General features: G+C 67.6%; 12 protein-coding genes. 8 read left to right on the forward strand and 4 right to left on the reverse strand.

What is annotated here, in order from left to right; all coding sequences use genetic code 11:
- The first annotated feature begins 20 nt into the window (after positions 1–20).
- The 4 genes from ACOGI5_RS07245 to ACOGI5_RS07260 all read left to right on the forward strand — a co-directional run bounded on the left by ACOGI5_RS07245 (position 21) and on the right by ACOGI5_RS07260 (position 4,158).
- A complete protein-coding gene (locus ACOGI5_RS07245) occupies positions 21–1,820 on the forward strand; it encodes an ABC transporter substrate-binding protein (RefSeq protein WP_419863750.1) in 1,800 nt (599 codons plus the stop codon).
- Between the two features lie 78 nt (positions 1,821–1,898).
- A complete protein-coding gene (locus ACOGI5_RS07250; protein ID WP_419863751.1) occupies positions 1,899–2,885 on the forward strand; it encodes an ABC transporter permease in 987 nt (328 codons plus the stop codon).
- Positions 2,872–3,798, forward strand: coding sequence for an ABC transporter permease (locus ACOGI5_RS07255; protein ID WP_419863752.1), 927 nt, complete (start codon positions 2,872–2,874; stop codon positions 3,796–3,798). The genes ACOGI5_RS07250 and ACOGI5_RS07255 overlap by 14 nt, the downstream gene beginning before the upstream one ends.
- Before the next feature lie 81 nt (positions 3,799–3,879).
- Positions 3,880–4,158 (forward strand): HU family DNA-binding protein, encoded by a 279-nt coding sequence (locus ACOGI5_RS07260; RefSeq protein WP_419863753.1) that lies wholly within the window; start codon positions 3,880–3,882, stop codon positions 4,156–4,158.
- An 8-nt stretch (positions 4,159–4,166) separates the two neighbouring features.
- Here ACOGI5_RS07260 and ACOGI5_RS07265 read toward each other — a convergent pair whose 3' ends face one another.
- Positions 4,167–5,489 (reverse strand): MFS transporter, encoded by a 1,323-nt coding sequence (locus tag ACOGI5_RS07265; RefSeq protein WP_419863754.1) that lies wholly within the window; start codon positions 5,487–5,489, stop codon positions 4,167–4,169.
- 19 nt (positions 5,490–5,508) lie between these two features.
- Complete coding sequence (locus ACOGI5_RS07270; RefSeq protein WP_419863755.1) at positions 5,509–6,726, reverse strand: cytochrome P450; 1,218 nt, start codon at positions 6,724–6,726, stop codon at positions 5,509–5,511.
- Between the two features lie 79 nt (positions 6,727–6,805).
- Between ACOGI5_RS07270 and ACOGI5_RS07275 the strand changes: the two genes are divergently transcribed.
- The 4 genes from ACOGI5_RS07275 to ACOGI5_RS07290 all read left to right on the forward strand — a co-directional run bounded on the left by ACOGI5_RS07275 (position 6,806) and on the right by ACOGI5_RS07290 (position 10,922).
- A complete protein-coding gene (locus tag ACOGI5_RS07275; RefSeq protein ID WP_419863756.1) occupies positions 6,806–7,543 on the forward strand; it encodes a crotonase/enoyl-CoA hydratase family protein in 738 nt (245 codons plus the stop codon).
- A 62-nt stretch (positions 7,544–7,605) separates the two neighbouring features.
- Entirely contained in the window at positions 7,606–8,625 is a 1,020-nt protein-coding gene (locus ACOGI5_RS07280) for a zinc-binding dehydrogenase (protein ID WP_419863757.1), read from the forward strand.
- Between the two features lie 11 nt (positions 8,626–8,636).
- Positions 8,637–9,518, forward strand: a complete 882-nt coding sequence (locus ACOGI5_RS07285; protein ID WP_419863758.1) for an amidohydrolase family protein — start codon at positions 8,637–8,639, stop codon at positions 9,516–9,518.
- A gap of 18 nt (positions 9,519–9,536) precedes the next feature.
- Positions 9,537–10,922, forward strand: coding sequence for a DHA2 family efflux MFS transporter permease subunit (locus tag ACOGI5_RS07290; RefSeq protein ID WP_419863759.1), 1,386 nt, complete (start codon positions 9,537–9,539; stop codon positions 10,920–10,922).
- A gap of 75 nt (positions 10,923–10,997) precedes the next feature.
- Here the strand turns inward: ACOGI5_RS07290 and ACOGI5_RS07295 are convergent, their stop codons facing one another.
- Together ACOGI5_RS07295 and ACOGI5_RS07300 are read right to left on the reverse strand one after the other, a co-directional pair.
- The gene (locus tag ACOGI5_RS07295) at positions 10,998–12,956 is read right to left on the reverse strand and encodes a PQQ-binding-like beta-propeller repeat protein (RefSeq protein WP_419863760.1); all 1,959 of its coding nucleotides are present in this window, start codon (positions 12,954–12,956) and stop codon (positions 10,998–11,000) included.
- Positions 12,953–14,689: a solute carrier family 23 protein gene (locus ACOGI5_RS07300; protein WP_419863761.1), complete on the reverse strand. Its 1,737-nt coding sequence runs from the start codon at positions 14,687–14,689 to the stop codon at positions 12,953–12,955. Before ACOGI5_RS07300 ends, ACOGI5_RS07295 begins: the two co-directional genes overlap by 4 nt.
- Positions 14,690–14,735 lie beyond the last annotated feature (46 nt).

Here is a 14,735-nt window from a genome sequence, read left to right on the forward strand (position 1 = left end):
CAGAGCGTTACTTTGACGGCATGACGATGCTTCGGACACAAGCGCGGCTGTTCCTTGCCCCGGCGGGACTGCGGCGGGCCAGCGGCTGGGGCATCGGGGCTGTCGCCATCGCAGCAACGCTGCTGCTCGCTGCATGCAGCAGCGACACGTCGACCGACGAGCCCGCGGCCGCACCCGCAACCGAGGAGCCAGCCGCCGCACCTGGAGCCACCGATGCCCTCGACGATGCTGCGGCACCGAGCGGCGGCACGCTCGTGCTGGCTGTCGAGCAGTGGCCCGAGTGCGTCAACCCCGTCACATCGTGCGCGAATGCCACCTGGACGATCTGGTCGGTGCTGATCCACTATCTGCCGAGGCTCATGGAGCTCGATCCGACCAACACGTACGTGGCGTCGTCGCTGCTGGTCGGGGAACCGACGGTTGCGAACGGCGGCCTCGTCACCGCAGACGACGGCACGTTCACGCTGACGTACCGCCTGAACCCCGATGCGACGTGGAGCGACGGCACGCCCATCACCAGCACCGATGTCTGGTTCAGCTGGCGCGCCGGGCTCGACACCACCGGCAAGCTCAGCACCATCGGGCTGGATCTCATCACCGACATCGACCATTCCGATCCCCACACGGCCGTCATCACGTTCAGCGAGCCGTACGCACCCTGGCCGACGCTGTTCGGCGGCTTGCTGCCGGCGCATGAGCTGGGCCCGGACACCGACATCGCCGACAAGTGGAATGACGAGATCACCGTTTCGGGTGGGCCGTGGATCCAGGAGGAATGGAACCAGGAGCAGCACATCTTGGTGCCCAACCGTTCCTACTGGGATGCCGAGCGCATCCCGCTGGTGGACCGGGTGGTGATGGTGCCCCGCCAGGACACCGACTCGCAGCTGCTCGCGGTACAGACCGGCGAAGTCATGGCCGCCTTCCCTCAGCCCTTCCCCGGGGCACGGGAGCGCATCACCGGTGATTTGGCCTATCGGGTTGCCGAGGGCACCTATATGGAAGGCCTCTGGATCAACCAGGACGCACCCGACCGTCGCTTTGACATGACGCGCAGCGTCCGCCAAGCCGTCGCCTACGCACTCGACCGCGAACGCATAGCCGAGATTGCGCTCGGCACGATCACGGCTGACCCGCCGGTCCTGCAGTGCACGGGATGGAATCCCGGGTTCGGCCCTTGGTGCCAAGACGACTTCGCGCGTTACACCCAGGATGCGGCCAAGGTTGCCGAGCTGCTCGAGGCGGAGGGCTGGACGCGCCCAGACCCCGACGGCCTGTGGGTGAACGCCGACGGCGAAGAGCTGGTGCTGGCCTGGAACACCGTGGCCGGCAACAAGCGGCGAGAGGACGTGCAGGCGCTCGTGGTCGACATGACCGCTCCGCTGGGCATCGGCTGGGAGATCATCAACTACGACCCCGGCGAGCTGTTCCAGAACCGGCTGCCGGCGCTGAACTTCGGCCCAGTGGCGCTGTTCGCGAACAGCACAGACCCCGATCCCTCCGTGGCCAATCTCTACGACATCGACGGCATTCCCACCGAAGAGAACGAGTACAAGGGTCAGAACTTCACGGCCTACCGCAATCAGCAGGCCAGCGACTTGGCGTTCGCCATCGACGCAGAGGTGGACCCGGACGCCCGTCTCGAGCTGGTCCACGAGCTGAGCGAGATCCTGGCGGACGACGTGCCGTGGATCCCGCTGTACATGCTGCCCAACATGATCATCTGGGACACCACGGCGGTCTCAGGCCCCGGTGCCTACGTGTCGAGCCCTTACGGCGGGTTCTTCGACATCTTCGACTGGACGGTGCACCCGAATTGAACGTCCGACTGAACGCTCGCTGCGTGAGAACGCTCCAAGCGAACGACTAACCGGCCAGCGGCTGGCAGGCTCTCGACCGTGACGCGCTACGTCCTGCGGCGCATTGCGACGATGGTGCCGATCCTGCTGGCCATCTCGATCGCTGTGTTCTGGGCAGCGAACCGGATCGCCAGGCCGGGGGGCGACCTGGCCATCAATCCCAGAGTCAGCCCGGAGGACCGGGCTGAGTATTTCGAATCGCTGGGGCTCAACGATCCGTTCTTCTTGCGCTACCTGAGTTGGCTGGGCGACTTCGTACGGGGCGATCTGGGCGCGTCGCTCGTCCGCAACGGATCGGACGTGTGGCCGTTCGTGCGTACGGCGCTGGTCAACACGCTGGTGCTGGTGAGCTTGGCGGTCGTGCTCTCGCTGGCGGCGGGAATCACGATCGGCGCGATCTCGGCCATTCGCCGCGGCTCGTTCGTCGACTATCTGGCCACGACGGTCTCCTTCTTGGGGATTTCGATCCCGGTGTTCTGGCTCGGCCTGATGCTGCAGCTCTTCTTCGGGCTGTATCTGGCGAATTGGCTGGGCATCACGCCACCATTGCTGCCGACTGCGGGGCTCTACTCACCGGGCCAGCAGGGCTTCGACCTGGTGGACCGCCTGCGGCACCTGGTGCTGCCGGCCATGACGCTGTCGCTGCAGCTCATCGCCGTCTACAGCCGCTACATGCGGGCGAGCCTGCTCGATGTCATGAGTTCGGATCACATCCGGGCCGCCCGCGGCAGGGGCTTGCCGGAGCGCACCGTGGTGGTCCGTCACGGCGTCCGCAATGCGCTGATTCCGGTGACGACGCAGGCCGCAGTCGACATGGGACAGCTCGTGGGTGGGCTCATCGTGACCGAGCTGGTGTTCCAGTACCCGGGCATGGGCCGGCTGTTCGTCGATGCCATGACCGGCGGCGACTACCCCATGCTGCTGGCGACCACCATGATTGTCGCCGCCGCGGTGATGTTGTTGAATCTGGCCGCCGATCTGTTCTACGGCGTGCTCGACCCCAGGATCCGTCGTGGCAGCCGCTGAGACCCCCGCCATCGAACGGCCGGCGGTCCTCGCCTGGCGCAGGTTCTCCCATCGCCGCGTCGCGCTGGTGTCGCTGGCGGTGCTCGTGGGCATTGCGCTGGCGACAGTCGGCGCCGAGCTGCTGGCGCCGTACCCGCAGGGCCGCACACACGCCACCGATGTGCTCGCCGATCCGGGTCGCGACTACCTGCTGGGCACCGACACCTTGGGCCGGGACACGCTGAGCCAGATGCTGTACGCCGGTCGGGTCACCCTCGCAGTCGGCGTGTCGGTGGCGCTGCTGGCCACCTTCGGCGGGACGCTGATCGGCATGGTCGCGGGCTACGTGGGAGGTGCCGTCGACACAGCGTTGATGCGGCTGACCGACACGCTGCTCGCGCTGCCGGCGCTGATGGTGGTGATGATGGGCGCCCGGATGCTGGGCGACAGCATCTTCGACGTGGTGCTGGTGCTGTCGCTGCTGGGCTGGATGGCGGTGGCCCGGATCATCCGGGGCAAGGTGCTGTCGCTGCGCGAGCAGGAATTCGTCGCTGCGGCACGGGCGATGGGCGCGGGCCCCGGGCGAGTCATGTTCCGTCACCTGCTGCCGAATCTGGTGGGGGAGATGGCCGTGGCCGTCTCGCTTGCGACGGCGGGCGCCATTCTGGCCGAGTCGGTGCTGAGCTTCCTGGGGTTCGGCGTCAGCGCAGCCCACACGCCCACCTGGGGGAACATGCTCGGCGGCAACGAGGGCTTCATGACGGTCGCGCCTTGGCTCGTGATCTCGCCTGGCATCGCCATCGTCGTCACCGTCTTGGCCGTCAATTTCGTCGGCGACGGCTTGCGCGACGCCTTCGATGTGCGCAGCGACGGGCATGAGCGACAGCCCCGCCGAGCATCGCCGCGGGGTGCAAGCGCCGGAACGCCCCGATAGACAGCGGGCCGCAATTCCACCACTTCAGGGCTTTTGTGTGCTGAGGTGGTACCCCGAATCGTTTCAGAGAGGAACTGGACTGTGGCGAACAAGGCAGAGACCATCAAAGCGGTAGCCGGCGAAGCCGGCGTGACTGCGAGCGACGCGGAGCGGACGCTGTCAGCATTCTTCGATCTCGTTGCGGCCGAAGTGAAGGCCGGCGGCAAGGTGACCTGGCCGGGATTCGGCTCCTTCTCCATGTCCGAGCGTGGCGCCCGCATGGGCCGCAACCCCCAGACCGGCGAGTCCATTCAGATCGGTCCGAGCCGCTCGCTGAAGCTGGCAACTGCTGCTGCCATGAAGAAGCAGCTGATGGCCTGAGCTGACGCTCAGCTCAGCGGCGCCGACTGCGGCGCCGCTCCATTCCTGCGGCGCATCGTCGCCATGCAGACACCCGACGTGAGGGCTATCGCTGCGATAGCCCAGTACGTCGCGCTGAAGTCACCGGTGCGGTCGGCGAGCCAACCGCTCGCGGCCGGACCGACCACCGAAGCGGGACCGTAGAACATCGTCATTGTTCCGAGGACCGCCGCGAATGTCCGGTCAGAGACGTGATCGCTGACGAACGTTGCGGTGAGTGACGGGAACGAGAATGACGCGCCGCCGAAGATCACGACGGCGGCGACGACGATCGCCCCGCTGGGGATCCGTGCCGCCAAGATGGCGCCGGCAACGGCGCTGAGGACCATGACGGTCGCCATGGTCGCGGGACGTCCGATCCGATCGCTGAGACGTCCGAATGCAAGCGCGCCCACGATCGAGCCGGCGCCCATCACGGAGAACGCCAGCGTTGCAGCCGTCCGGCTGAAGTCGTGGTCGCTTTCGAGCGTCCGCCCCAGGAAATTCGCAAACGAGGACGCCATGTAGGCGAACCCGACGTATGCGGCGACGGCTCGCTTCCAGCCTTGGATCTGTCGCAGCGCACCCAGGCCGCCCACGGCCGCGACTCGCTCGGTGCGCCGAGCCCGAACCAGCAGCGACAGCGCCAGCAACAGCACAACCGAGAGCGCCGCCTGGGCCAACCAGACAGGGCGCCAGAGCGCATCGTCGCCTGCCGCGTTGCGCAAGGCAGTGGTGGCGATGGGTACGCCGATCAAAGCGGCACCCATCGTGGCGGTGAGTGTGCCCAGCGCAGCTCCGCGGCGAGACGCTGGCACGCCCTCGCTGGCGATGACCGGCGCGGTGAGCCAGATGCCGCCGCCACCCAGCCCGGCGAGCGCGGTGCCGATCACGATGGCTGCCGGGCTCGATGCAGTGCCGATCACTGCGAGGCCCAATGTGGAAGTGACGATGCCGGCGCGCAGCAAGGTGAACGGCTCTATTCGACCGGCAGTGAACGTGACGATGATCACACCGGTGAAGTAGGCGCCCATGTTCGCCGAGCCGAGCGCGCCGATCAGCGTGTCGCTGAGCTCGAGATCATCGGCCATCGCGGGCACCAGCACCCCCACCGTGGCCCGCCCGAAGACGTGCGATACGACCCCGGAGAGAGCCACCAGCACCACCCGGCCCCATCGCACCCTCTCTCGCGGGGTTCCGTCAGCGACGGCGGCGGCGGGTGCGGGCGACGGTCCAGCTCCGTCGCCGGATCCGCCTGGGCTTGAAGCAATCTGGCCCGGCGCAACCCCGAAGACGTCGGGCAGGCGGCCCATCAGCGGCTCTTGGCGAGGCTCAGTGCCCCGGCGTGAACCTGATCGGCAGCACCGCCGGGCCCCAGATGCCGTTCGACAGCGGCTTCCACTCCACGTCTCCGTCGACACGCAGGTCTGGCATTCGCTGTGCCACCGCCTTGAACGCCTCCTGCAGCTCGGCCCGGGCCAGGAAGGCGCCCAAGCAGTGGTGGATGCCGCTGCCGAAGGTCATGTGCGGGGTGCCGGATCGGCGGGTGATGTCGAAGTCGGTGGGTTCTGCAAACTTCGCGTCGTCGTAATTGGCGCCCACCAGGCTCGGGAAGATGAAGGTGTCGGCCGGGAACTCGATTTCGCGGTACGTAATCGGCTCGCTGGCGTAGCGAGCGGTAGCCCGAATCGCACCGAGATAGCGCATGACCTCCTCGACCGCTCCTTGCGCCAAGGTGGGGTCGTCGGCAAGCAGCTGAAGCTGATCTGGATGCTGCGCGAACAACGCCACGGCGCATGCGAGCTGATTGCGAGTGGTGTCGGTGCCTGCCAGCAGCAGGGAATTCGCGAGCGACACGAGTTCCTCGGTGGACAGCCGATCACCCGCCTCCTCGACGGCGATCAGGTCGGACAGCAGGTCGTCACGCGGATTCGAGCGGCGCTCGGCGATGAGCGCCAGCATGTACGTCTCCATCTCGTCCTGCGCAGCCACGATTGCCGGACCGTCGCGGTTCAGGTTGCCGTTGAAGATGCGGAAGACGTCTGTCGCGATGCGCCCGAAGAACTTCCAGTCCTCTCGAGGAGCGCCGAGCATCTCGCAGATGATCGGGATCGGGTAGGGCTCGCACACTTCGCTGACGAACTCGGCACTGCCCCGAGCGCAGATCGGGTCGAGCAGCTCGTCGATCACCTCTGCCATGAACGGCCGCAGGCGTTCGGCCGACTTCGGCGTGAAGGCAGGTCCGACCAAACGTCGGATCCGGTGATGCTCCTCACCCTCCATCGCCAGAATGTTGCGACTGCTGCGCCTGCGGAAGTCTGGGTTGTCGTAGCCCTGCATGTCCGCGATGAGCCCGATGGCCGAGTGCCAGCGGTCGTCGCGCAGCATGGCTGTGGCGTCGTCGTAGCGGGTAATGAGATAGCCGAGGGGCGTCCGCACGATCCAGTCGTCATTCTCCAGGAGCTTGAGCAGCGCCTGCCGCTGTTCCTCCCACGTGACCGGATCCAGCTCCGTTTCGCGCATCTTGACATCGGCAACCGGCACAGCCATGGGCGCACCCTAACCATCCCGGCTCAGGCGCCCGCTTCGCCCCGGGCACGCCAGCAGGTGCAGCCGTAGCATTCGGGCAATGAGCGCTTCTGCAGATTCGATCGACGGCCCCATCGGTGACAGCACCGTCTCGGCTGAGCAGCACGGCAGCGTGCTGCTGGTGCGGGTGGACGATGGCAAGGCGAATGCCTTCTCGGTGCCGATGCTTGCGGCGCTCGATGCGCAGATCGACGCCGCCGAAGCCGACGACGACATCGGCGCAGTGGTCATTGCGGGCAACGACCGGGCGTTCTTCGCTGGATTCGACCTCAACGTGATCCGCGGCGGCGATCTCGCGGCCATGACCGAGCTGGTTACCGCCGGCGGCGCGATGGTGCGGCGCGCATACGGGTCGTCGGTGCCGGTGGTGGCGGCCTGCACCGGTCATGCGGTCGCGGCGGGGGCCCTGCTGCTGCTCGGCTGCGATCACCGTGTCGGGCCCGATGCGCCGGTCAAGATCGGTCTGAACGAGGTGGCCATCGCGCTGACGCTGCCGGACTGGGCCATGACCATCGCCAAGGAACGCCTCTCCAGGCGGCACTTGCAGCGCTGCGTGGCCAACGCCCGCCTGCTGGACGGCAACGGAGCGGTGGAGGCCGGCTACCTCGACGAAGCCGTCAGCGCCGACGCCGTGGTGGACAGGGCGCTCGAGGTGGCCGCAGAGCTGGCCGAGACACTCGACGCTCGCGCCTACGCCGGGACAGTGCGAGCACTGCGCAGCGATGTGCTTGCCGCAATGGATGCATCGGTCGAGCGGGACCGGGCCGCTGCGGAGTGAGGCGGCGTTTACGGAAGACACCGTGACACAGTGACGAGTGTCAGCGGAATGGGGACTCAGCGATGAAAGCAATCGTCTTCGATGAGCACGGCGATATCGACGTGCTGGCGTATCGCGACATCGAGACGCCTGAGCTGCAACCCGACGAAGTTCGGATAGCAGTGCGGGCCTGCTCGCTCAACTACCACGACGTGTTCACGCGCCGGGGCATGCCCGGCATCAAGGTGCCGCTGCCCGGCATCCCCGGCTGCGACGCGGCCGGTCAGGTCGCCGAGCTCGGTTCTGACGTTGAGGGGTGGTCGGTGGGCGACCGGGTGCTCGTGGACCCTGTGCGTTGGGACCGCGGCACCGGCAAGTTCTCCATGATCGGCGACACCCTGTGGGGTGCGTACGCCGAGTACGTCGTAGTGGCAGCGAGCCAGCTGATCGCGCTGGCCGACGATGTCTCCTACGAGGATGCTTCGTGTTTGCCGGTGGCCTATGGCACGGCCCACCGGATGATGATCACCCGGGGCGAGGTCGGCCCCGACGACACGGTGCTGATCTTGGGTGCCAGTGGGGGAGTGGGCACCAGTGCCCTCCTGATCTCGGTGATGCGTGGTGCCAAGGTCATTGCTGCAGCAGGAACCGACGAGAAGTGCCAGCGGCTCGCCGACCTCGGCGCTGACGAGACCATCAACTACTCCGAAGTCGACATCGCCCGGTATTGCCGGGAGCAGACCGGCGGTTTGTTCGGCGGGGGCGGCTACGACGTGGTGGTCAACTTCACCGGCGGCGACACCTGGGCCCGCTCGCTGCGCTGCGTGCGCCAGGGCGGGCGCGTGCTCACCTGCGGTGCAACCGCGGGCTACGACCCGCCCACCGATCTGCGGTTCATCTGGACCGCCGAGATGGACATCCGGGGCTCCAACGGCTGGCAGCGCAGCGACCTTGACGAGCTGCTGAGAATGGTGCAAGCCCGCGAACTGGTGCCGGTCATCGATTCACTGGTGCCGCTGCCCGACGGCGTGGAGGCGCACCGGGCGATGGAGGAGCGCCGCTTCTTCGGCAAGATCGTCATCACGGCCGACGCGCCAGTCTGAGCATCGTTTCCGTGGCCCGCGACGGGAGTCCTCCGGCCGTCGGCGGCGACAGCGACGATCTGGCCGTCATCGATTTCCGGTTCCGCCCCATCGGGGCGCGCAGCTGGACGCCCGAGACCACCTACCACTACCTCGAGCGGATGGGCCTCGAGCCGTGCCCCAGCTTCGTGCAGCAGTCCCGCGATTTGATGTTCGCCGAGATGGACGACGCCGGGATATCGCTGGGCGTCATCGGCGTGCCAGGGCCGACGGGCATCCGCGGGCTGGACCCGACCGGCTCTGCCGAGATCCGCCAGATCGTCTCGGAGCACCCGGACCGGTTCGTGGGCTTCGGGTCGATCGAGCCCAGCGATGTCGCCGCTGCTGTCGTGGCTGTCGGCGAGCTGGCGGCACAGGGCATGCGTGGCGTGACGGTCGACCCGTCCACTGCGCAGATCAGCCGCAGGTTCGACGACCGCGCGCTCTACCCGATCTATGAGGAGGCGCAGCGCCTCGGCCTCATCGTGTCCACCACCATGAGCTGCCTGCTCGGGCCCTACCAGGACGACTGCCGCCCGGAGTACGTCGACCACGTCGCCACTGACATTCCCGACCTCACGGTGTCGATCCAGCACGGCGGCTGGCCGTACGTGCGTGAGGCGCTGGGCGTGGCGTACAAGCAGCCCAACGTCGTGATCGTGCCGGGTCAGTACGTCCACTACGGCTTCCCCGGTTCCGAGGACTACGTGACGGCTCTGGCGCGCCAGCTGCCCGACCAGATCCTGTTCGGCAGCGTCTATCCCAACTGCGGTCCGCTCACCGACCTGCGCCGCATCGTCGCAGCCTGGGAACTGCCGCCGCACATCGAGCGCAAGTACCTGCGCGACAACGCCGCCCGCGTCCTCGGCCTCTGAGCGTTCGGTGAGTTCGACTTGAGCACCGCCGCCGCCACGTCCCCTTCGACGCCGTACCGGACGCTGTTCGTGACCTCCCTCGTGGGCTTCATGGTGGCGCTGGAGATCACCGTCATCGCCTTGGCCCGTGACGAGATCGCCCAGGCATTTCCTGGCGCGTCAGCGGCGACGCTGTCGTGGGTCATCACCGCCTACAACATCGGCGTCGCATCGGTGCTGTTGCCGGCCGGGTGGCTGGCGGACCGGTTCGGCCGTCGCAGGATCTTCCTGTGGGGGTTGGCGATCTTCGCTGTCGGATCGCTGCTCGCTGGGCTCGCCCTCTCTGCCGAGTTGCTCATCGCGGCGCGGGTCGTGCAGTCGCTGGGCGGGGCGCTGCAATTCCCTGCCGGCCTGGCGCTGCTGCTGACGGCGTTTCCCATCGAACGGCGCCAGATGGCGATCGGCGTCTGGGGAGGCATGGGCGGGCTGGCGGCTGCGCTGGGTCCCTCGGTGGGCGGGTTGCTGGTGGACGCGCTGGGATGGCGCTCGGTCTTCCTGATCAACGTTCCCGTGGCAGCGCTGGCGCTGCTGCTCGGCCCGACCTGGCTGGCAGAGAGCAGGGGCGACCGGGTGGCCCGCCGCGTCGACCTTGTCGGCGTGCCACTCGCCTCGATCGGTGTCGGGGCGTTCGTGCTGGCAATCGTTCAGGTGTCCGACTGGGGATGGAACACACCGGGGACCATCGCCGCGACAGCCACAGGTGTCGTGCTCGTGGGCTCGTTCATCGTGCGCTCCCGCCGCCACCCAGCGCCGCTGTTCGACCTCGGCTTGTTCCGGCTGCGCAGCTATCTCGTGGGCAACATGGGAGCGGTCGTCTTCGCGACCGGATTCTTCTCCTGGCTGATCGTGCTGCCCGAGTTCCTGCAGCGGGCCTGGGGCTGGTCCGTGCTCAAATCGGGATTCGCCATGGCGCCGGGGCCGATGGTGTCCTCCATGCTCGCGCCGGTAGCGGGCCGGCTGGCAGATCGGTTCGGAGTGCGCCCGCTGCTGGTCACCGGCGGGCTGTTCGGCGTAACCGCGACTCTGTTGCACTTGGCATGGACCGGCACCGAACCCGACTACGTCATGGGCATGCTGATCCCGGGACTTGCCGTCGGCCTCTGCGCCGCGTGCGGCTTCGCACCCTTGGTCGGCGCAGCGATGCGCGACGTCCCGCCGCCTCGATATGCAATGGCCGGAGCCGGCCGCACCACCATCTTCCAGCTCTCGATCGCACTCGGCGTGGCAGCGGCGATCGGCATCGTCGGCCGGCCCACCTCGCCCGATGAGTTCCTCAGTGGGATGCGCTGGGTGTGGGTGCTGTCCCTGGCCCTATTCACCGCGCAAGCCCTGCTCTTCGCAACTGCCTACCCCCGCCGCGACTGAGTTCTCTCGACCCCAACCGTCACGACCGACCCCTGTCCGCGGCGGCGGTTCATGCAATCCGCCTCCGGCTTGGTCTCACTGTCGGGGCAGTGCGAAAGCGACGAGTGCGGCGTCGGCGCCGCGGCCGGTGGCGATGACGACGAATTGCTGCCCTGCTTGGGTTGTGTAGGTCATCGGGTTCGCGCTGGTCGGCAACGGCGTTGCGCCACGCCAGAGCTCGGCGCCTGTTGCGCTGTCGAATGCGTAGAGGTACGGCTCGCCGCCGCCCACGAAGACCAGTCCGCCCCCGGTTGCCAGCGGCCCGGGATTGCCGACCCTGCCCAGCCGCTCCGGCAGCTCGACGCCATCGAGCAGCGGGTGGCTGCGGATCTCGTCGCTGCCTTCCCCGAAGGGCACCTTCCATGCGATCTCGCCCTCGTCGAGGTCGATTGCCACCAGGTGCGCCCACGGCGGCTTGGTGAGCGGGATCGGACCGAGCCCGCTGTCGGGTGATTCCACAGCGCCCGGTCCGCCGGCCTCGGCGAACATGACGCGAATGGCGCCGTAAGGGCAGTTGTTGCTGTAGGCGACGTCGACGCGCGGGTCGTCACCTCGGTTCTCGCAGACTTGGTTGGTGTCGGCGTCCTCCGACGTGCGCACGTACAGCGTCCCGGTCTCTGGGTCGAACGCCGCTCCTCCCCAGTTCGCGCCGCCGCTGCCACCCGGGCGCTGCAGCGTCCCCTGCAGGCTCGGCGGGGTGAACAGCGGACCCAGCCGGAACCGCTGCATCTCGGCCACTGCGAGCGCATGGATCTCCGGCGTCAGGTCGTTCGCGTCGTCCAGCGACGCACCCTGGTGAGCGAACGGCGGGGGCTTCGATGGGAACGGCTGGGTGGGATACAGCTCTTCGCCGGGGACATCGGTGAATGTGTCGACCGCGCTCTCGGTGATCGGCCACACCGGCTCGCCGGACACCCGGTCGAATACATAGGTGAATCCCTGCTTGGAGACCTGTGCCACGGCGTCGATCTCGTGCCCGTCCACGGTGATCGTCACCAGGTTCGGTGCGGCAGAGAGGTCGTAGTCCCACACGCCGTGGTGCACTGCCTGGAAGTGCCACTGTCGCTCGCCCGTGCGAGCATCGAGCGCCACGAGCGACTCGGCAAACAGGTTCGCCCCCTTGCGGCGCCCTCCCCAGTAGTCGCTGCTCGGCGTGCTCGTCGGCACGTACAGCAGACCCCGCTCGGCATCGAGCGACATCAGCCCCCACACGTTGGCGTGGCCGGTGTAACGCCACGACTCGTCCTCCCAGGTGTCCGCCCCGAAGTCGTCGCTCGACTGCGGGACGGTGAAGAACACCCAGCGCCGCTCGCCCGTCCGGACGTCGAATGCCTGCACCGTGCCGGGAGGGTCGAACTCGCGCTGCACCCCGTCGGGCACCCGGCTCCCGACGATCACGAGATCTTCGAACACCACCGGGGGAGACGTCTGGTCGAACTCGAAGCGCGTGACCTCACGGCCGTGCCCTTCGGTCAACAGGACGCTACCCCCCCCCCCCCCGAATTCTGAGTCCAGTTCGCCTGTGGCGGCGTCGATCGCGTACAGCCGGTCACGGCTGTTGAGGAAGATGCGCTCGTCGTCGCCGTCGCTCCAGTAGGCGACGCCCCGGTGCTTGAAGCCCGTCGGCCCTGCACCGACCGGCCCGCCCTCGTAAGCCTTCGGATCGAACGCCCACAGCTCTGCACCCGTCTCGGCGTCGAGCGCGACCACCCGGGTGTACATCGTGGACAGGTAGAGGATGCCGTCGACCATGACCGGCGTGGCCTGGAACGGACCCGGGCGCGTCTCGTATTCGGGGAGCAGCCTCTCGCCGGGTTCCCACGTCCAGGCGATCTCCAACCTGCCGACATTGTCGACCGTGATCTGATCGGCAGTGGAGTACTTGGTGTGCGCCTGATCAGAACCGACGAACGGCCACTCCGTCGCGGCCTCCGTCTGCTGGCCGCACGCGGCTGCGGCCAGAGCCACAGCGACCAAGACGAGCAACGTCTTCACGGCACCCGCTCGACCTCGACCGTGATGATGTCGACGCCCGAATATTTCCGGTGGCGCACCGTCGAGGCGAAGTGACGCAGCAGGCGGAGCGAGATCGTGTGCTCTTCGGTTGCGGGTGCACGTTCGCTCACAAAGGTGAGCCGGTCTTCGAGATTCTGCGCATCCGCTGAGGTGCGCAACTGCAGTTCGATGCTGGTTGCCGAGGGCCGCGCGACGATGACCAGCCGTGACGGGGACGGATCCTGGCCGGATTCGCTTTCCTCCATCAGGCTCAGCAGCGATTCCTCGCCGACGAGCCTGAGCCGGTTCGCCGACACCTCGTCCCAGCCTGAGCCCTCCGCGATCTCGGCCAGGAACTCGTCGACCTGCGGCAGTGCCTCGGCATTCAATGCCGTCTCGAGACGTCGCCTCCGACCGCTTGACTCGAGGTAGGCCGTCAACAAGATCGCGATCAGCGTGCCGACCACCATGCCGTTGCTGAGCAGCGTCCCCCAGGCGCCGCCGATGATGGTGCCGATGACGTCGGAGCCCTGCAGTCCCACGCCTACCGCAACGGCGACACCGATCACGACGGCCTTCTGGGGCCGGAGGCCGTCCTGCAGCACGGAGCGGAGGCCCTCCACGAACAGCAGCCCCATGATGATGAGCAGGTAGCCCGAAGCCACTGCGCTGGGAACAGTGAGCAGGACGGCGGTCAGTTTCGGTGTCAGTGCCAGCGCGATGAGCATGGCGCCGATGCAGTACCCGACCCTGCGCGAGGCGACGCCGGTGAACTGTGCGAAGGAGATCGACGTCGCATCCATGGTTCCGACGGACAGCGTTCCTGCGAGCCCGCCGAGGAGCGAGCCGACGCCGACGGTGTTGACCGTGCCCTGCACGAGGCGGTAGTCGGCTGCTCCCGGATCCCGCTGCGACACTCGCTGGATCACGACACCGGTGGTCATTGCCTTGATGGTGACGGCCAGCGAGACGACCACGAACAGCGGCAGCAGTGCCCAGAAGTCGGCCCCTGGTGTCAGGTCGAGCCCGGGGAACTCGGGCTGCGGCACCGCGAGCCAAGCAGCGCTGTCGATGCCGGCGGAGTCATACAGCCCGAACAGGACGGCAGCGATGGTGGCAGCGACAATGGCGATGATCGGCGACCACAGCCGGAGCAGCCCCTTGGCGCGCAGCGCCAGCACTGCCGCCACCAACACGGCGATGAGCGCGACCACCGGCGCCGCGACGTCGGGGGCGTTGGTGGTCGTCGTTCCGACACGCTCGACAACGACCTGCATGACGCCGATCGCGATCAGCATGACGACGACACCCGAGACCGTCGGCGTGATGATCCGGCTCAGGCGATGCAGCCACCTGGCCAGCGCGAGCTGGAACACGGCGGTCACGACCACCAGCGACGCCAGCGTCTGCGGCCCGGCGCTGTTCACTGCCAGGATCGCGACGGCCAGATAGCTCGGGGAGATGGCCATCAACACGTTGTGGCCCCCGCCGACCGGCCCGAGACGGGCTGCTGAAACCGCAGTTGCGACGCCGCAGACCAGGATGCCTGCGATCACCGACCATGTCGCTTGTCGCGCGCTGAGGTTCGTCGACTGCACGAACAGCGACATCGTCAGCACGGTCGGTGCCAAGGCGATCACGACGCCTTGGATGCCCATCCCCAACGACAGCGCGAAGGAGCAGTTCTCGTCCGGCTCGTATGCGATCTCCTCGCCCGGAGCTACCGCGGCCACGGAGATCGAATCGCCCCCGGAGCAGCGACCCCCCCCCCCCCGATGT

The organism is Candidatus Poriferisodalis sp., from assembly GCF_965208925.1.
Taxonomy (GTDB): domain Bacteria; phylum Actinomycetota; class Acidimicrobiia; order Acidimicrobiales; family Poriferisodalaceae; genus Poriferisodalis.

Excerpts from the sequence above, each read along its gene's own strand:
- ACOGI5_RS07245 (WP_419863750.1), top strand. The coding sequence starts at position 21 with ATGACGATGCTTCGGACACAAGCGCGGCTGTTCCTTGCCCCGGCGGGA.
- ACOGI5_RS07265 (WP_419863754.1), bottom strand. The coding sequence starts at position 5,489 with ATGGGCCGCCTGCCCGACGTCTTCGGGGTTGCGCCGGGCCAGATTGCT.
- ACOGI5_RS07270 (WP_419863755.1), bottom strand. The coding sequence starts at position 6,726 with ATGGCTGTGCCGGTTGCCGATGTCAAGATGCGCGAAACGGAGCTGGAT.
- ACOGI5_RS07275 (WP_419863756.1), top strand. The coding sequence starts at position 6,806 with ATGAGCGCTTCTGCAGATTCGATCGACGGCCCCATCGGTGACAGCACC.
- ACOGI5_RS07280 (WP_419863757.1), top strand. The coding sequence starts at position 7,606 with ATGAAAGCAATCGTCTTCGATGAGCACGGCGATATCGACGTGCTGGCG.